This window comes from Cellulomonas sp. H30R-01 (genome assembly GCF_010119915.1).
GTDB lineage: Bacteria > Actinomycetota > Actinomycetes > Actinomycetales > Cellulomonadaceae > Cellulomonas > Cellulomonas algicola.
This window is the reverse complement of the sequence record NZ_CP048210.1, coordinates 1,345,544-1,363,693: the sequence shown is the minus strand read 5'-3', so window position 1 is coordinate 1,363,693 and position 18,150 is coordinate 1,345,544. Positions and strand designations below refer to the sequence as shown.

Annotated in this window: 15 protein-coding genes; 2 read left to right on the top strand and 13 right to left on the bottom strand. The window is 73.7% G+C overall.

Annotated elements, in window-relative coordinates:
* Positions 1 to 25: 25 nt before the first annotated feature.
* Entirely contained in the window at positions 26 to 895 is an 870-nt protein-coding gene (locus tag GXP71_RS05950) for an alpha/beta fold hydrolase (protein ID WP_162351908.1), read from the top strand.
* A 99-nt stretch (positions 896 to 994) separates the two neighbouring features.
* Here the strand turns inward: GXP71_RS05950 and GXP71_RS05945 are convergent, their stop codons facing one another.
* Positions 995 to 1,897: a caspase family protein gene (locus tag GXP71_RS05945; RefSeq protein WP_162351907.1), complete on the bottom strand. Its 903-nt coding sequence runs from the start codon at positions 1,895 to 1,897 to the stop codon at positions 995 to 997.
* Positions 1,898 to 2,127: 230 nt separating this feature from the next.
* Here GXP71_RS05945 and GXP71_RS05940 point away from each other — a divergent pair, with 230 nt between their 5' ends.
* Positions 2,128 to 3,114 carry a hypothetical protein gene (locus GXP71_RS05940; protein WP_162351906.1) on the top strand — a complete coding sequence of 329 codons (987 nt, stop codon included), beginning with the start codon at positions 2,128 to 2,130 and terminating at the stop codon, positions 3,112 to 3,114.
* A 164-nt stretch (positions 3,115 to 3,278) separates the two neighbouring features.
* Here GXP71_RS05940 and GXP71_RS05935 read toward each other — a convergent pair whose 3' ends face one another.
* From GXP71_RS05935 to GXP71_RS05880, 12 genes are all read right to left on the bottom strand, one after another.
* On the bottom strand, positions 3,279 to 4,184 hold the full coding sequence (locus tag GXP71_RS05935; protein ID WP_162351905.1) for a ribonuclease Z: 906 nt from the start codon (positions 4,182 to 4,184) through the stop codon (positions 3,279 to 3,281).
* 117 nt (positions 4,185 to 4,301) lie between these two features.
* On the bottom strand, positions 4,302 to 5,738 hold the full coding sequence (gene pyk / locus GXP71_RS05930; protein WP_162351904.1) for a pyruvate kinase: 1,437 nt from the start codon (positions 5,736 to 5,738) through the stop codon (positions 4,302 to 4,304).
* A 95-nt stretch (positions 5,739 to 5,833) separates the two neighbouring features.
* A complete protein-coding gene (locus GXP71_RS05925; protein ID WP_162351903.1) occupies positions 5,834 to 7,300 on the bottom strand; it encodes a glutamate synthase subunit beta in 1,467 nt (488 codons plus the stop codon).
* Positions 7,293 to 11,864, bottom strand: a complete 4,572-nt coding sequence (gene gltB / locus GXP71_RS05920) for a glutamate synthase large subunit (RefSeq protein WP_162351902.1) — start codon at positions 11,862 to 11,864, stop codon at positions 7,293 to 7,295. Before gltB ends, GXP71_RS05925 begins: the two co-directional genes overlap by 8 nt.
* 152 nt (positions 11,865 to 12,016) lie before the next feature.
* Positions 12,017 to 12,898: a prolipoprotein diacylglyceryl transferase gene (gene lgt / locus GXP71_RS05915; protein ID WP_162351901.1), complete on the bottom strand. Its 882-nt coding sequence runs from the start codon at positions 12,896 to 12,898 to the stop codon at positions 12,017 to 12,019.
* A complete protein-coding gene (gene trpA, locus GXP71_RS05910) occupies positions 12,895 to 13,749 on the bottom strand; it encodes a tryptophan synthase subunit alpha (RefSeq protein ID WP_162351900.1) in 855 nt (284 codons plus the stop codon). Before trpA ends, lgt begins: the two co-directional genes overlap by 4 nt.
* A gap of 73 nt (positions 13,750 to 13,822) precedes the next feature.
* Complete coding sequence (trpB, locus tag GXP71_RS05905) at positions 13,823 to 15,100, bottom strand: tryptophan synthase subunit beta (protein ID WP_162354224.1); 1,278 nt, start codon at positions 15,098 to 15,100, stop codon at positions 13,823 to 13,825.
* Between the two features lie 35 nt (positions 15,101 to 15,135).
* Entirely contained in the window at positions 15,136 to 15,948 is an 813-nt protein-coding gene (trpC, locus tag GXP71_RS05900) for an indole-3-glycerol phosphate synthase TrpC (RefSeq protein WP_162351899.1), read from the bottom strand.
* A 144-nt stretch (positions 15,949 to 16,092) separates the two neighbouring features.
* Positions 16,093 to 16,683 carry a DUF4190 domain-containing protein gene (locus GXP71_RS05895; protein ID WP_162351898.1) on the bottom strand — a complete coding sequence of 197 codons (591 nt, stop codon included), beginning with the start codon at positions 16,681 to 16,683 and terminating at the stop codon, positions 16,093 to 16,095.
* Between the two features lie 65 nt (positions 16,684 to 16,748).
* Positions 16,749 to 16,991 carry a DUF2752 domain-containing protein gene (locus tag GXP71_RS20285; protein WP_238402650.1) on the bottom strand — a complete coding sequence of 81 codons (243 nt, stop codon included), beginning with the start codon at positions 16,989 to 16,991 and terminating at the stop codon, positions 16,749 to 16,751.
* A 163-nt stretch (positions 16,992 to 17,154) separates the two neighbouring features.
* A complete protein-coding gene (locus GXP71_RS05885) occupies positions 17,155 to 17,670 on the bottom strand; it encodes a DUF4190 domain-containing protein (protein ID WP_162351897.1) in 516 nt (171 codons plus the stop codon).
* A 100-nt stretch (positions 17,671 to 17,770) separates the two neighbouring features.
* The gene (locus tag GXP71_RS05880) at positions 17,771 to 18,076 is read right to left on the bottom strand and encodes an HGxxPAAW family protein (protein WP_124342516.1); all 306 of its coding nucleotides are present in this window, start codon (positions 18,074 to 18,076) and stop codon (positions 17,771 to 17,773) included.
* Positions 18,077 to 18,150: the final 74 nt, after the last annotated feature.

The window sequence follows — 18,150 nt, the reverse complement described above, 5'->3', positions numbered from 1 at the left end:
CCCGTACCTGGGCCAGCATGGACGCATGAGCGAGACACACGTCCACGAGCTCGACGTGCCCGCGCCCGGCGGTGTCGTGCACGCCTACGACACCGGACCCGCGACCGCGCCCGACGGGCGTCCCGCGCTCCCCCTCGTCTGGTGCCACGGCACGCCGAACCTCGGCGCTCCCCCGCGCCCGCTGCTCGAGCCCGCCCGGCGCCTCGGCCTGCGGTTCGTGTCGTACGACCGCCCGGGCTACGGCGGGTCCACGGCCCGTCCCGACCGCAGCGTCGGGTCGGCCGCCGCCGACGTGGCCGCGGTGCTCGACGCGCTCGGGCTCGCGCGGTGCGCGGTGATCGGCCACTCCGGCGGCGGCCCGCACGCGCTCGCGTGCGCCGCGCTGCTGCCCGGCCGGGTCGTCGCGGCGGTCAGCGGTGCGGGCCTCGCCCCGGTCGACGCGGACGGGCTCGACTGGTTCGACGGCATGGCCGCGTCAGGTGCCGCGTCGCTGCGCGCGGCGGCGGCGGGTCGCGCGGCGAAGGAGGCGCACGAGCGCAGCGCGCACCCGTACGACCCGGAGTTCACGGAGGCGGACCTGACCGCGCTGCAGGGTCCGTGGGCGTGGTTCGAGGAGGTCGTCGGTCCGGCGGCCGCCCAGGGTCCTGCTCCGCTGGTCGACGACGACCTCGCGTACGTCGCCCCGTGGGGGTTCTCCCCCGCCGACGTGCACGTCCCGGTCCTGCTCCTGCACGGCGCCGACGACCGCGTGGTGCCGGTCGCGCACGCGCGCTGGCTCGCCGCGCACCTCCCCGACGCCGAGCTGCGGATCGTGCCCGGCACCGGGCACATCTCGGTGCTCACGGCTGCCGAGGACGCGCTGCGGTGGGTCGCCGACCACCGCCCCGCGGGCTGACCGCCCGGGTCGTGCACGGGTCCGCCCCGGGGGACGCGCGGTCCTCCCGGGGCGGCGTCGCGCGGCCGCCGTCCGGCGACCGTGACGCGCCTCCTGCCGTCAGGAGGCCGTCGTGGCGCCCGCGGGCGGGGTGATCGCGAACGGCTGCTGCGCGAGGAACGCGTCGTCAGGCGTGCCCATCGGGTAGAAGTTCGGCTGCTGGCGCGACGGCATCTGGTCGAGCACCTTGCGGTGCAGGTCCACGTAGCTGCCCGCGAACGCGCCCTCGTCCCACACGCGCAGCAGCGTGCCGGTGAACTCGCCGTTGACCGGACCGTCGTACGAGTACTGGTCGTCCTGGCAGCCCGAGATGAGCAGCACCGACGCCGCGACGTCCTCGTCGGTCGTCGCCCCGGCGAGCGACTGCACGAACTCGTAGGTCGCGCGACGCGCCTTGTCGTCCTTCTCCGCGACCCCGCGCGGCATGACCCGCGCCACCGCCGCGGGCGGGAGCACCGCGGGCGGGCCGCCGCGCGCCCCGGTCTCCAGCCCCAGGTCGTGCTCACGCTCCTGCTGCAGCACCGCGTCACGCTCGACGTCGCGGATCACCGTGCCACTGTGACAGCTGTCGCTGATCACGAGGACCCGGACCCCGGCCGCGAACTGCGCGTACATGCGCCGCAGCTCGTCGTCGAGGACCTGGCGGTCGAACAGCACCCACGTCTCGTCCTGCTGGTCCGGCTCGTCGCCGTCGATGTCGGCCACCTGACCGCCGTGCCCCGAGTACGTCAGCAGCACGAGGTCGCCCGCGACCGCGGTCCGCGCGTAGGCGCCGATCTGCGTGATGACCGCCTGCGACGTGGCCGCGGCGTCGAGGAGCTGCACCGGCTGGAACCCGGTCGCCGTCGCGAGCCGCAGCATCGCGTTCGCGTCGTTCACGCAGCCGTTGAGCTTGCCGTCCCAGCCGCCGTAGGCGTCGGGATCGACCCGGTTGAGGCCGATGTGCAGCGAGTAGCCGGTCATGGTCGTCGTCCCCCTCGTCGAGTTCCTGCACCGGCCAGCGTCCCACCGTCCCCGGAGCGGGTCCAGACGCTTTGTCCCGATTTCGCCCACTTCTCGCCCGGGCGAAACCACGACAAGGTGAACTTTCTTCGTGACGGTTGTGCACGACACGGTGACACGCGCAGCATTCGGGGTGCGCCGGGGACCCGGGGGACACCGGGGACCTCCACGGCGCCACGTCAGGGGGAACCATGCCTCGTCCGGAGCCCACCGCGCTGCCCAGGACACCCGCACGGCGACAGCGCGCACGCACCGCGCTCGCCGTCGTCACGGCCGCGGTCGCGCTGGCCGTGACGCTGCCCACCGCCGCCGGCGCGACCCCTCCCGCGGTGCGCCCGCTCGGCGTCGACGAGTGCGCGGTCGACGTCAACGACCACGGTGTCGTCGTCACCGACACCCACCTCGTCGACCGCGGCCGCGTCCTGCCGCTGCCGGGCGGCCTGACCTCGGCCGCCGCGATCAACGACCGTGGCCAGATCGCCGGCCTCGTCGACGGCCACGCCGCGTTCTGGGACGGCAGGCGGCTGCACCGCATCGGCGTCGCCGACCCCACCGACACGTTCGAGACCGTGTCCGCGGTGAGCGGCCGCGGGGAGGTCGTCGGCACGTCCGGCACGTTCGGCGGTGAACGCCACGCCTGGCGGTGGCGTGACGGCGTGCTCACCCCGCTCGCGTCCCTCGGCGGGTCGACCGGCGCGAACGACGTCAACGACGCCGGGCAGGTCGTCGGCGACGCGTGGGTCGGGACGCGGCAGGTGCCCGCGCGCTGGGAGCCCGACGGCACGCTCACGACGCTGCCGACGCTCGGCGACGGCACCGGAGACGGCCTCGCCGCGGCCCTCGACTCCCACGGACGCTCCGCCGGGTACGCCTACACGGACGGCGTCATGCACGCGACCCGCTGGACCGCGGGCACCACCGTCACCGACGTGACGCCCGCCGGCACCTCGTTCGGCATCGTGGCCGACCTCAACGACCGCGGCGTCGCCGTCGGCAGCACCGTGCCGGCCGGACTCGCGCAGCACGCGTTCGTGCAGCACCCCGGAGCACCCGCACGCCTCGTCGCCCCGCCGGAAGGCGCCGACGCGATCGTGCTCTCCGCGGTGAACGACCTCGGCCTCGCCGTGGGCTGCGTCGTCGACGAGGCCGGGCTGCACGCCGTCAGCTGGCGTGGCTGACCCGGTCAGGGGAGCCGACAGTCCCGCCGCGGAGGTCGGCGGCCCGGTCGCGGCGGTCGGCGCCCCGGTCGCGGCAGTCAGCAGCCCGGTCGCGGGCCGCCGTCAGCCCGCCCGGCGGGGCGGCAGCAGGACGCGGCAGTCAGCAGCCCGGTTGCCGGCCGCCGTCAGCCCGCCCGGCGGGACGGCAGCGGGACCCGGTCGAGGTCGTCGACGGCCCGCACCGCCGTGCCTCCGGGCCGCCGCGACGACGCGGCCGCGGCGCGGGCCTGCGCGGCGAGCGGCCGCACGTCGGTGTACCGCGACGAGAAGTGCGTGAGGACCAGCGTGCCGACCCCGGCCGCACCCGCGAGGGCCCCGGCCTGCCCGGCGGTGAGGTGCAGGTGCTCGCGCGCGAGCGCCTCGTCCTCGTCCGCGTAGGTCGACTCCGCGACCAGCAGGTCCACGTCCTGGGCGAGCACGGCCGCACCGTCGCACGGTGCGGTGTCCATGACGAACGCGAACGACTGACCACGCCGCGGGACGCTCACGTCCTCGAGGCGCACGTCCCGCCACCGCCCCTGCGCGACGAGCACCCCGACGTCGGGTCCGCGCACTCCCGCGGCCTCGAGCAGCGCCGGCCGGAGCGTGCGGCCGTCCGGCTCCGTCAGCCGGTACCCGAACGTCTCCACGCGGTGGCGCAGCCGCTCGACCCGCAGACCCGGCGCGACCTCCCCGGCGGCACCGTGCGGGTGCAGCCGGACGTCCACACCCGGACGCGCGAGGGCCACGAGCGCGCGCACGACGGGCTCCGCGGACGCCGGGTAGTGCACCGGCACCGGGTGCGCGACACCGTCGAGGGACATGCGCGACAGGATGCCCGGCAGCCCGAACGTGTGGTCCCCGTGCGCGTGCGTCAGGCAGATCCGCGTGACCGACGACGACGCGACACCCGCCAGGAGCAGCTGCCGCTGCGTCCCCTCGCCCGGGTCGAACAGGATCCCCTGGTCGTCCCACCGCAGCAGGTAGCCGTTGTGGTTCCGCGTGCGGGTCGGTGCCTGCGACGCGGTCCCCAGCACGACGAGATCGCGCACCGCACCCTCCCTCTCGTCGGGCCGCGTCGCCGGGACGACGAACGGGCCCCGGAAGACCGGGGCCCGTTCGTGCCGCTCCTCGGCACCTGCGTGCCGTCGGGCGTGACGTCGCGTGCGTCAGGCGACGCGACCGCCCGGGTTCTCCTCGTCGCCGATCTTGTGCACGACGATCGAGTTCGTCGAGCCGACGACGCCGACCGGCGCACCCGAGACCACGACGACGTAGTCGCCGACCTCGGCGAGGCCGTTCGCCCGCAGCGTCTGGTCGACCTGCGCGACCATGTGGTCCGTGCTCTCGACCGTCGGCACCTGGTACGTCTGCGTGCCCCAGCTCAGGGACAGCACGTTGCGCACCGACTCGACCGGCGTGAAGGCCAGCAGCGGGATCGACGACCGCAGGCGCGACATGCGTCGCGCCGAGTCACCGGACTGCGTGAACGTCACGAGGTACTTCACGCCCAGCGTCTCGCCGATCTCGGCAGCCGCGCGGGTGATCGCGCCACCGCGCGTGTGCGGGGTCGAGCCGAGAGGGGCGATCCGCTCACGACCGAGCTCCTCGGTCGCCTCGATGATCCGGGCCATCGTGCGGACCGTCTCGATCGGGTAGTCGCCGACGCTCGTCTCGCCCGAGAGCATGACCGCGTCCGCACCGTCGAGCACCGCGTTCGCGCAGTCCGAGGTCTCGGCGCGCGTCGGGCGGGGGTTCGTCGTCATCGACTCGAGCACCTGCGTCGCGACGATGACCGGCTTCGCGTTCCGGCGGGCCAGCTCGACCGCGCGCTTCTGCACGAGCGGCACCTGCTCGAGCGGCAGCTCGACGCCCAGGTCGCCGCGGGCGACCATGATGCCGTCGAACGCGGCGACGATCTCGGCCAGGTTGTCGACGGCCTGCGGCTTCTCGATCTTGGCGACGACCGGGACGACCCGGCCCTCCTCCTCCATGATCCGGCGGACGTCGTCGTAGTCCGCGGCGTTGCGCACGAAGGACAGCGCGATGATGTCGGCGCCGATCTGGATCGCCCAGCGCAGGTCGGCCTCGTCCTTGTCGCTCATCGCGGGGACGGACACCGCGACGCCCGGCAGGTTCAGGCCCTTGTTGTTCGAGACGGGGCCCGGGACCTCGACGCGCGTGATGACGTCGTTGCCCTCGACCGCCGTGACGCGGACGAGCACCTTGCCGTCGTCGATGAGGATCGGGTCGCCGGGCGAGACGTCGCCGACGAGGCCCTTGAACGTCGTCGAGACGCGCTCCTTGGTGCCCTCGATGTCGTCCGTCGTGATCGTGAACACGTCGCCCACGGCGAGGTCGTGGCGACCCTCGATGAAACGGCCGAGGCGGATCTTCGGACCCTGGAGGTCGACGAGGACCGCGACCGAGCGGCCCGACGCCTTCGACGCCGCGCGCACGTTGTCGTAGACCTTCTTGTGCGCCTCGGTGTCGCCGTGGCTGCGGTTGATCCGTGCGACGTCCATCCCGGCGTCGACGAGGGCCTGGATCTGCTCGGCGGACTCCGTCGCGGGTCCGATGGTGCAGACGATCTTTGCTCTACGCATGGCTCGAGCCTATGCCTTCCTGGTGGGCGTGGTCGGACCAACGTCCCGGTGGAGGCACTGGCGCCGACCGGTACAACGTGGCGGTCCTGGTGGGGTCAGGGGCGCAGCGCCACGGTGCTGGCCGTGACCGGGGAGGGCAGCTCGGTGCCGCCCGAGAGGTAGGTGTCGACGGCGGCCGCGGCAGCACGGCCCTCCGCGATCGCCCACACGACGAGAGACTGCCCGCGACCGGCGTCGCCCGCGACGAACACGCCGGGGACGGTCGTGGAGAAGTCGTCCGACCGGGTGACCAGGCCGCGTGCGGTGAGCTCGACGCCCAGCTGCTCGGTGAGCGGCGCGGTCTCCGGGCCGGTGAAGCCCATCGCGACGAGCACGAGGTCGGCCGGGATCTCCCGCTCGGTGCCGGGCGTCGGGACGCGACGACCGTCGGGGAGGTACTCGGTGGTCGCGAGCCGCAGGCGTGCGACGGTGCCGTCCTCGCCCGGGAGGAACTCGACGGTCGACGCGAGGTAGTCGCGCTCGCCGCCCTCCTCGTGCGACGACGACACCTCGAAGAGGATCGGGTCGGTCGGCCACGGCTGGTGCGCGGGGCGCTCCTCGGGCGGGCGCTTGCCGATCGCGAGCGTCGTGACGGACGCCGCGCCCTGGCGCAGCGCGGTGCCGAGGCAGTCGGAGCCGGTGTCGCCGCCGCCGATGATGACGACGTGCTTGCCGGTCGCGGTGATCTGGTCGGGCACCTCGCGGCCGGCGGCGACGGCGTTGGCCTGGTGCAGGAAGTCCATCGCGACGTGCACGCCGCCGAGCTCCTTGCCCGGCACCTGCAGCTCACGCGGGACGGTCGCGCCGGTCGCGATGACGATCGCGTCGTAGCGGGCCTGCAGCTGCTCCCACGTGATGTCGCGGCCGATCTCGACGCCCGGACGGAACCGGGTGCCCTCGGCCTCCATCTGCGCGAGGCGGCGGTCGATGTGGACCTTCTCGAGCTTGAAGTCCGGCACGCCGTAGCGCAGCAGGCCACCGACCGCGTCGTCGCGCTCGTACACCGCGACCGTGTGGCCGGCGCGCGTGAGCTGCTGCGCGGCGGCGAGGCCCGCGGGCCCGGAGCCGACGACCGCGACGGTGTGCCCGGTGAGGCGCTGCGGGACCTGCGGCGTCACGTACCCGCGGTCGAACGCCTCGTCGATGATCGAGACCTCGACGTTCTTGATCGTCACCGGCGGCTGGTTGATGCCGAGCACGCAGCTCGACTCGCACGGCGCCGGGCAGATCCGCCCCGTGAACTCGGGGAAGTTGTTCGTCGCGTGCAGGCGGTCGATCGCGTCCGACCACTGCCCGCGCCACACCAGGTCGTTCCACTCGGGGATGAGGTTCCCGAGCGGGCAGCCGTTGTGGCAGAACGGGATGCCGCAGTCCATGCAGCGGCCCGCCTGCTCCTTGAGGTACGGCTGGCCGTCCTGCCGGTGGGCGTGGACGTCCTTCCAGTCGCGCAGACGCACCTCGACCGGGCGGTTGGGCGGGAGCTCGCGCTCCCGCACCTTCAGGAAGCCGCGGGGGTCAGCCACGGGCCACCTCCAGGATCTGGTCCCACACGCCGGGCGCGGCGGGGTCGAGGCCGTCGGCCTCGGCCTGCGCGAGCGCTCGGCGGACGCGGGCGTACTCGGTGGGCAGGAGGCGCGTGAACCGCGCCCGGGTCGCCGTCGGGTCCTCGAGCAGCTGCGCGGCGACCGGCGAGCCGGTCTCCTCGTGGTGGGTGCGCAGCAGGCTCTCGACGAGAGCGGCGTCGTCGTCGTCGAGCGGGTCGAGCGAGAGCTCGCCGGAGCGGACCGCCTCGAGGTTGACGAGCGGCACGTCGAGGTCGAGCACGTACGCCGTGCCGCCCGACATGCCGGCGCCGAGGTTGCGGCCGGTGCGGCCGAGGATCACGACGGTGCCGCCGGTCATGTACTCGAGGCCGTGGTCGCCCACGCCCTCGACGACCAGCGTCGCGCCCGAGTTGCGGACGCCGAACCGCTCGCCGACGCGACCGCGCAGGAAGACCTGCCCGGACGTCGCGCCGTAGCCGATGACGTTGCCCGCGACCACGTCGTGCTGCGAGAGCACCGCGCTGCGGTCGGGGCGCACGACGATCCGCCCGCCGGACAGGCCCTTGGCGACGTAGTCGTTCGCGTCGCCGAACAGCCGCAGCGTGATGCCGCGAGGCAGGAACGCGCCGAACGACTGGCCCGCCGAGCCGGTGACGGTGACGTCGATCGTGTCGTCCGGCAGGCCAGCGCCGCCGTACCGCTTCGTCACCTCGTGGCCGAGCATCGTGCCGACCGTGCGGTTGACGTTGCGGATCGGCAGGGCGATGCGCACGGGCTCCTGGCGCTCGAGCGCGTCGGCGGCCAGCGAGATCAGCTGGTTGTCGAGCGCGCGGTCCAGGCCGTGGTCCTGCGTCGCGGAGTTGTGCAGCGTCGAGCCCGGCAGCGGGTCGGGGACCGCGAGCACCGGCGTCAGGTCGAGGCCCTCGGCCTTCCAGTGGTCGATCGCGGCACGCGTGTCGAGGAGCTCGACGTGGCCCACGGCCTCCTCGATCGAGCGGAACCCGAGCTGCGCGAGCAGCTCGCGCACCTCCTGCGCGATGAACTCGAAGAACGTCACGACGAACTCGGGCTTGCCGGTGAACCGCGACCGCAGCTCCGGGTTCTGCGTCGCGACGCCGACCGGGCAGGTGTCGAGGTGGCAGACGCGCATCATGATGCAGCCCGACACGACGAGCGGCGCGGTGGCGAAGCCGAACTCCTCGGCGCCGAGCAGCGCGCCGACGACGACGTCGCGACCCGTCTTGAGCTGGCCGTCCACCTGCACGACGACACGGTCGCGCAGGTTGTTGAGCACGAGCGTCTGCTGCGTCTCGGCCAGGCCGATCTCCCACGGCGTGCCCGCGTGCTTGAGCGACGTGAGCGGGCTCGCGCCCGTCCCGCCGTCGTGGCCCGAGATGAGCACGACGTCGGAGTGCGCCTTCGCCACACCCGCGGCGATCGTGCCCACGCCGAACTCGGAGACGAGCTTGGTGTGGATCCGCGCCGACGGGTTCGCGTTCTTCGCGTCGTGGATGAGCTGCGCGAGGTCCTCGATCGAGTAGATGTCGTGGTGCGGCGGCGGCGAGATGAGGCCCACGCCGGGCGTCGAGTGCCGCGTCCTGGCGACCCACGGGTACACCTTGTGCCCGGGCAGCTGACCGCCCTCGCCGGGCTTGGCGCCCTGCGCGAGCTTGATCTGGATGTCGTCGGCGTGCGTGAGGTACTCGCTCGTCACGCCGAACCTGCCCGACGCGATCTGCTTGATCGCCGAGCGCCGCTCGGGGTCGTACAGGCGCTCCGGGTCCTCGCCGCCCTCGCCCGTGTTCGACTTGCCGCCGAGGCGGTTCATCGCGATCGCGAGCGTCTCGTGCGCCTCCGCGGAGATCGAGCCGTACGACATCGCACCGGTGTTGAACCGCTTGACGATCTCGCTGACGGGCTCGACCTCGTCGATCGGCACCGGCTGGCGCACGCCGTCCTTGAACGCGAGCAGGCCGCGCAGCGTCATGAGCCGCGACGACTGCTCGTCGACGCGGTGCGTGTACTCGCGGAACACGTCCATCTGGCGCGTGCGCGTCGAGTGCTGCAGGCGGAACACGGTCTCGGGGTCGAACAGGTGGTCCTCGCCGTCGCGACGCCACTGGTACTCGCCGCCCACCGCGAGCCGCTGGTGCGGCTGGCGGTTGCCGGACGCGGGGTACGCGTCCTCGTGCCGCGCCGCGACCTCGGCCGCGATGACGTCGAGGCCGATGCCGCCCAGACGGCTCGTCGTGCCGGTGAAGTACCGGTCGACGAGCGGCTGCGACAGGCCGATCGCCTCGAAGACCTGGGCGCCGCGGTACGACGCGATCGTCGAGATGCCCATCTTCGACATGACCTTGAGGACGCCCTTGCCGAGCGCCTTGATGAGGTTCTTGACGGCCTTCTCGGGCGAGACGCCCGGCAGATACCCGTTGCGCGCGAGGTCCTCGACGGACTCCATCGCGAGGTACGGGTTGACCGCGGCCGCGCCGTAGCCGATGAGCAGCGCGACGTGGTGCACCTCGCGGACGTCGCCGGCCTCGACCACGAGCGAGATCTGCGTGCGGGTGTGCCGGCGCAGCGTGTGGTGGTGCACCGCGGACAGCAGCAGCAGCGACGGGATCGGCGCGAGCTCGGCGTCGGAGTTCCGGTCGGACAGCACGAGGAAGCTCACGCCGTCGGCGACCGCGCGGTCGACCTCGGCGAAGATCTCCTCGAGGCGCGCCTCGAGGGCCGCTCCCCCGCCAGCCGCCCGGTACAGGCCGCGGATCGTCGTGGCGCGGAAGCCGAGCGACGGCTCCTTCTGGACGTGCACGATCTTCGCGAGCTGGTCGTTGTCGAGCACGGGGAACGGCAGCACGAGCTTGCGGGCGTGCCCGGGGCCGTCCTCGAGCAGGTTCGGCTCGGGACCGATCGCGCCGCCGATCGCCGTGACGAGCTCCTCGCGGATCGCGTCGAGCGGCGGGTTCGTCACCTGCGCGAACATCTGCGTGAAGTAGTCGAACAGCATGCGCGGCCGGTTCGACAGCACCGCGACGGGCGTGTCGGACCCCATGGCGCCCAGCGGCTCCGCACCCGTCGCCGCCATGGGCGACAGGAGGACCTTGAGCTCCTCCTCGGTGTAGCCGAACGTGCGCTGCCGACGCCGGACCGACGCGGCCGAGTGCGCGACGTGCTCGCGCTCGGGCAGCTGCTGGAGGTAGACGGAGTGGTCGCGGACCCACTCGGCGTACGGCCGCTGCGCCGCGAGCTGCGCCTTGATCTCGTCGTCCTCGACGATCCGGCCCTTGCCGGTGTCGACGAGGAACATCCGGCCCGGCTCGAGGCGGCCCTTCGCGACGACGGTCGCGGGGTCGATGTCGAGCACTCCGGCCTCCGACGCGCACACGACCAGGCCGTCCTCGGTGACCCAGTACCGGCCGGGGCGCAGGCCGTTGCGGTCCTGCACCGAGCCGATGAGCGTGCCGTCGGTGAACGTCATCGCCGCGGGGCCGTCCCACGGCTCCATGAGCGTCGAGTGGTACTCGTAGAACGCGCGCCGCGCGGGGTCCATCTGGGCGTGGTTCTCCCACGCCTCCGGGATCATCATCATGACCGCGTGCGGCAGCGACCGGCCGGACAGGTGCAGCAGCTCGAGCACCTCGTCGAAGCTGCCGGAGTCCGACCCGCCGGGGGTGCAGACGGGCAGCAGCGGCGCGAGGTCGCCGAGCGCCTCGCTCGCGAGGGTGCCCTCGCGCGCGGCCATCCAGTTGCGGTTGCCGCGCACCGTGTTGATCTCGCCGTTGTGCGCGACGAGGCGGAACGGCTGCGCGAGCGGCCAGGACGGGAACGTGTTCGTCGAGAAGCGCGAGTGCACGAGCGCGATCTCGGACGCGTAGCGCGGGTCGGACAGGTCGGCGAAGAACGGCTCGAGCTGCCCCGTCGTGAGCATGCCCTTGTACGCGAGCGTGCGCGACGACAGCGACGCGAAGTAGAGGCCGAGCTCGCGCTCCGCACGCTTGCGCAGGCGGTACGCGCGCCGGTCGAGGTCGAGCCCTGCGAGCTCGCGCGACGGGTCGGCGACGACGAGCTGGCGGAACACGGGCATCGACGCGCGCGCCGTCGGGCCGACGAGGTCGGCCGTGACGACGACGTCGCGCCACGCGAGCACGTCGAGCTTCTCCTCGGCGGCGATCGCCTCGACCGCGGCGACGACCGTGCGCTGCTCGGCCTCGTCGACCGGGAGGAACGCCATGCCGATCGCGTAGAAGCCGGCGGGCGGGAGCTCGGCGTCGACGACGTCGCGCAGGAACGCGTCGGGGATCTGGGTGAGGATGCCCGCACCGTCGCCGCTGTCCTCCTCGGCGCCCACGGCGCCGCGGTGGTCGAGGTTGAGCAGCGCCGTCAGGCCGGCGTCGACGATGTCGCGACCGGGGGTGCCACGCAGGGTGGCGACGAAGGCGAAGCCGCAGGCGTCGTGCTCGGCGGCCGGGTCGTAGAGACCCTGCTGCGCCGCGCCCGACCGCGCGACGAGCGCGTCAGGGCTCACGTGCGACGTCGACATCTGCACCGTCCTCACGATCCCCGGGGGCCGGGGTTTGACGAACATGGGGGGAACGCGGGACGTCGTCGGCCCAGACGTGGGGTGACGATACAACCCGGAAACATTGCGAGCCGCATCGCCACTTTGTGAGGTGGGTCACACCCCGCTCGCGGTCAGCGAGCGGCCTCGGACGTGCTCTCCTCGTCGTCCTGCACGGTCGGGGGTGCCAGCAGGAGGGTCGTGTCGCGCCCTGGATGACGGCGCCCGACCACCACGAACGCTACCAGCGCGCCGAGGCCCACGATGATGGACGTCCAGACGTTGACCCGGAGCCCGAGGATCGTGTTCGCCGGGTCGATCCTGACCAGCTCGATCCAGAGGCGTCCCGTCGTGTAGATGACGACGTAGAGCCAGAACACGCGGCCGTGCCCGAGCCGGAACCGGCGGTCGGCCCAGACGAGCACCGCGGCGCCCGCGAGGTTCCAGAGCATCTCGTACAGGAACGTCGGGTGGAACAGCGTGCCGGACTCGAACCCGGCCGGCAGGTGCGCGTCGTCGATCTGCAGACCCCACGGCAGCGTCGTCGGACCGCCGAACAGCTCCTGGTTGAACCAGTTGCCGAGCCGGCCGATCGCCTGCGCGACGAGCAGCCCGGGCGCGAGCGCGTCGGCGAACGGCGCGAGCCGCACACCCTGGCGGCGGCAGCCGATCCACGCGCCGACCGCGCCGAACGCGACCGCGCCCCAGATCCCGAGGCCGCCCTCCCAGATGAACAGCGCGCGCACCGGGTCGCCGCCCTCGCCGAAGTACGCCTGCGGCGACGTGATGACGTGGTAGATCCGCCCGCCGACGATCCCGAACGGCACCGCCCAGAACGAGATCTCCAGGACGGTGTCCGGGTCGCCCCCGCGCTCGGCCCAGCGGCGCCGCGTGAGCCACAGCGCGGCGACGATGCCCAGCAGGATCGCGATCGCGTACGCGCGGACCGGGAACGGCCCGAGGTGCCAGACGCCCTGCGACGGGCTCGGGATCGACGCGAGGACCGCGGCGCTCACCGCTCGCCCCGCACCGCCGAGCGGACGCCGTCGGCGAGGTCGGCGGTGACCCGCACGAGCGCGTCGATGCCGCCGGTCGGGTCGCCGGACTCGTGCGCGTCGAGGAGCGGCCGGACCAGCGCCGACCCGACGATGACGCCGTCGGCGTACCGCGCGACCTCGGCCGCCTGCTCGCGGCGCGACACCCCCAGCCCCACGCAGACCCGCCGGGCGCCCGCGGCACGCGTGTCCGCGACGAGCTGCTCGGCCCGCGACCCGACGGTCGCGCGCTCCCCCGTCACGCCCATCGTCGACGCCGCGTACACGAAGCCGCGCGACGCCGCGCTCGTCGACGCGAGCCGCTCGGGCGTCGAGCTCGGCGCGACGAGGAACACGCGGTCCAGGCCGTGCGCGTCCGACGCGGCGACCCAGTCCTGCGCCTCGTCGGGGATGAGGTCCGGCGTGATGAGACCGGCACCGCCGGCCGCGGCGAGGTCGCGCGCGTACGCCTCGACCCCGTAGCGCAGGACGAGGTTCCAGTAGCTCATCACCAGCACCGGCGCACCGCGGCCCGCGACCTGCTCGACCGCGGCGAGGGTGTCGCGCACGCGCGTGCCGCCGCCGAGCGCGACGTCCACCGCGCGCTGGATGACGGGTCCGTCCATCACGGGGTCGGTGTACGGGACACCGAGCTCGACGACGTCGACGCCCGCGTCGACCATCGCCCGCACCGCGTCGACCGACCCGGGCAGCGTCGGGAAGCCGACGGGCAGGTAGCCGACCAGCGCCGCGCGACCCGGCGTCTCGCCGTCGGCCGCCCGCAGGGCGTCGAGCCGCTCCCCGGTCGCCGACCGGACGTCCACCGTGCTCACTGGCCCTCCTCGTCGCCCGACCGCGTGCGTCGCCGCCGTGTCGTCCTCGTCGTCGCGTCGCCCCGCGGCGACGTCACAGCTGCTCGTTCTCGTCGGCCAGCACGACCGGCTCGTCCTCGAGGAGGCCGAACCACGCCGCCGCCGTCGCGACGTCCTTGTCCCCGCGACCCGACAGGTTCACGAGCAGCACCGGGTCGTGGCCGTCGTCGCCCCGCCACGTCGCGGCCTCGCGGCCGAGCTGGATCGCGCCGGCGAGCGCGTGCGCGGACTCGATCGCGGGGATGATCCCCTCGGTCCGGCACAGCAGGCGGAACGCCTCCATGGCCTCGTCGTCGGTCACGGGCCGGTACTGCGCGCGGCCGATGTCGTGCAGCCACGCGTGCTCGGGCCCCACGCTCGGGTAGTCGAGGCCCGCCGAGACCGAGTGGCTCGGGAGCGTCTGGCCGTCCTCGTCCTGCAGGAGGTACGACTTCGCGCCGTGCAGGACGCCCGGCAGCCCGCCCGAGAAGCGCGCCGCGTGGCGGCCGGACGAGATGCCCGCGCCGCCGGCCTCGAAGCCGAACAGCCGGACGTCGGCGTCGTCGAGGAACGCGTTGAAGATGCCCATCGCGTTCGAGCCGCCGCCGACGCACGCCGCGACCGCGTCGGGCAGGCGACCGATCTCCTCGAGGAGCTGCGCGCGCGCCTCCTCGCCGATGATCTTGTGGAAGTCGCGGACCATCTCGGGGAACGGGTGCGGACCCGTCACCGTGCCGAGCAGGTAGTGCGTCGTCTCGACGTTCGCGACCCAGTCGCGCAGCGCCTCGTTGATCGCGTCCTTGAGCGTGCGCGACCCGATCGTCACGGGCACGACCGTCGCACCGAGGAGCTCCATGCGCGCGACGTTGAGGGCCTGGCGCTGCGTGTCCTCCTCGCCCATGTAGACGACGCACTCGAGGTCGAGGAGCGCGGCCGCGGTCGCGGTCGCGACGCCGTGCTGGCCCGCGCCCGTCTCCGCGATGACGCGCGTCTTGCCCATGCGCTTCACGAGGAGCGCCTGGCCGAGCACGTTGTTGATCTTGTGCGAACCGGTGTGGTTGAGGTCCTCGCGCTTGAGGAACACCCGCACGCCCTCGCCGACGTGCCGCGCGAACCGCGGGACCTCCGTGAGCGGGCTCGGCCGGCCGGTGTACGTGCGGTGCAGACGCGCGAGCTCACGTCCGAACGCCGGGTCGGTGAGCGCCTTGTGGTACTCGGTGTCGAGCTCGTCGAGCGCCGCGATCAGCGCCTCGGGCACGTACCGGCCGCCGAAGTCGCCGAAGTACGGGCCGGCGTGCGTCGCGAGCGGACCGCCCGCGGTCTCCGGGTGCAGCGGGGTGTCCGACGGGCCGGCGCCGCGACGTGCGGTCACTGGCGCACCGCCCGCAGCGAGGGGTGCGCACCGGCGGCCACCAGGTCGGCGACCGACTGGCGCGGGGCGTCGTCCGTGACGAGCGCCTCGCCGACGAGGACCGTGTCCGCGCCCGCGCGTGCGTAGTCCATGACGTCGTGCGGGCCGCGCACGCCGGACTCGGCGATCTTGACCACGTCCGACGGGATCGACGGCGCGACGCGGGAGAACGTCGCGCGGTCCACGTCGAGCGTCTTGAGGTTGCGGGCGTTCACGCCGATCACGCGGGCGCCGGCGTCGACCGCACGCGCGACCTCCTCGGTGTCGTGCACCTCGACGAGGGCTGTCATGCCGAGCGAGTGCACGCGCTCGACGAGGGACTCGAGCACGGTCTGCTCGAGTGCCGCGACGATGAGCAGGACGAGGTCCGCGCCGTGCGCGCGCGCCTCCCACACCTGGTAGGGGCTGACGACGAAGTCCTTGCGCAGGACCGGGATGTCGACGCGGGCGCGGACGGCGTCGAGGTCCGCGAGCGAGCCCTTGAACCGGCGCTCCTCGGTCAGCACCGAGATCGCGGTCGCGCCGCCCTTCTCGTACTCGGCGGCGAGCGCGGCGGGGTCGGTGATCGTGGCGAGCGCACCCTTGCTGGGGCTGGACCGCTTGACCTCGGCGATGACCGTGACCGCGTCCTCGACGCGGAGCCGGCCGACGCACTCGATCGCGGACGGCCGCTTCGCGGCGAGCTCCTTGACGGCGGCGAGCGGCGTCGCCGCCTCGCGGACAGCAAGGTCCTCCCTGACGCCTGCGACGATGTCGTCGAGCACGGTCATCGAAGCCTCACCCCTTCCCCCGGTCGGCCCAGTCCGCTCGCGCCGACGTGGCGGGCGGGTCTGACCTGGCCATGGTACGGGGACCGTCGGGTGACCCCGACCACAGGCCGCTCCGTGGAACGGGCGCCTGACCCGGCGGACCGGTCAGGCGGACGCGGTCGTGAGCAGCATGACGACGACGAAGACCAGGTAGCCGACGACGACCAGCCCCGACCATCCCGTGCCGATCCAGCCGAGCACGACGCCGGCGGTCGCCATGCCCGGGTTGTCCGCCTCGCCGTTGGCGGCCGCCTTCTTGGCGTTGTTGCCGACGACGATCGCGGGGATCCCCGTGAAGAAGCCGCACGAGACGAGACCGAGGATGCCGAGCACGAGCGACCAGACCGCATAGCTGTTCTTGGGAAGGTAGCCGCGGTAGGCCGGGTAGCCGTACGCCTGCGCGGGCGGGTAGCCGCCGGGCACGGGGTGCTGCACGGGCGCGCCGTAGGTCGGTGCCGGCGGGTACGCCTCACCGGACGGGTACGCCGGGCTCGACGGGTAGGCCTCACCGGACGGGTACGCCGGGCTCGACGGGTAGGCCTCGCCCGACGGGTACGCCGGGCCGGACGCGTACGGCTGCACCGCGTCGGGCACGGGAGCGGGCGCGGGTGCGGCGCCGCTCGTGCTGCCCGTCTCGGGCTTGCGCCACGGGTCGGGCGCCGGCGTCGCGGGGTCCTGCGGGTCGGTGCTGCTCATCGTCGGGCTCCGGAGGGCTGGCCGTGGCAGGGCCCACGGCGGGCACGGTCACGGGGGCGGCGCGGTCAGGGGGCGAGGTACGGCGCGAGCTGCGGGAGGTTGCGCAGGACGGCGAAGGACACGATCACGGCGAGGAAGGACCACGCCCAGGCCGGGTGCCGCGGCGCCTGCGTGCGGCGTCCGTGCACCGCACGCCACGTCCACACGACCCACCCGGCGACCGCGAGCGGCAGCAGCACGACGAGCAGCGGGTTCATGCCCCACGCCCCCGCGAGGTCGCCGTGCGTGAGGTCGTGCACCGCCCGCATGCCGCCGCAGCCAGGGCACCACAGCCCCGTCAGCAGGTGCAGGGGGCACGCGCCCCAGCTGCCCGCGACGTGCGGGTCGCGGACGGCGACCGCGACCGTGGCGAGCAGCGTCCCCGCACCGACGAGCAGCGGCGTCCGGACCAGGCCGGACGCCGCCGCGACGTCAGTAGCTCGAGGAGTTGTAGCCGTCGACGAACGCGTCACGGAACTCGGCGTTCGAGAACAGGACGGCGAACAGGATGATGCCGAGGACCGACAGCACCGTGGCGATCCAGCCGAGCACGACGCCCGCGGTCGCGAGGCCGCCGTTGTTCGCCTCGCCGCGCTGGACGGCCTTCTTGGCGTTGTTGCCGACGATGATCGCCGGGATGCCCGTCACGAGGCCGCACGAGAGCACGAACGACGCGATGCCGAGGACCAGCGCCCACACGCCGAGGCTGTTCTTCGGGTACGGGGTGCCGTAGGCCTGCTGGCCGCCGTACTGCGGGGCGCCGCCGTACTGCGGGGCCGACGGGTACTGCGGGGCCGACGGGTAGCCCTGCGGCTGGGACGGCTGCGGCGGCGGGGCCGCCGGGTAGCCGCCGGCGGGCGGCGGCGGTGCCGCGGGGTAGCCGGGCGCGCCACCCTCCGGCTCGGAGCCCTTCTCGAACGGGTTCTGCGGCTCGTTGGGGGTCGACATCCATCCTCCAGGCGGAGTGGCGACCGGGTCACGGCCGGTCGCAGACGGGGCCCGCGTGCGGCCGCGCGCGGGATCGAGCAGCCCGCAGACGGGCCGGGCGTCAGTGCGCCCCGGGTCGTCCGTCCCGGGACTGCGTGTGCACGCCGCCCTGGCCGTAGCCCATGCCCTGCAGGACCTTGCCGAGCACGAGGGCGACGAGGGCGACACCGAGGCCGACCCAGAACAGCCACACGAGCGCGAAGACCACCGCGACGGACATGACCACACCGCCGACGAGGACGCCGTACGTGGTCGTCCAGCCGGCGACCGTCTTGCCGTGGTTGACCGGCGGGGTCGCGGGCGGGAGGTGGACCGTCTCGGTCCGGGTGACGTTCTGCGCGCGGTGCGCGAGGGACTGGTCAGACATCAGGTGGTGCCCTTCGTGCTCGGTTCGCGGCTTACCCTATCGGACCGCGCGGCTTCCTGACCTGCGCAGGACGT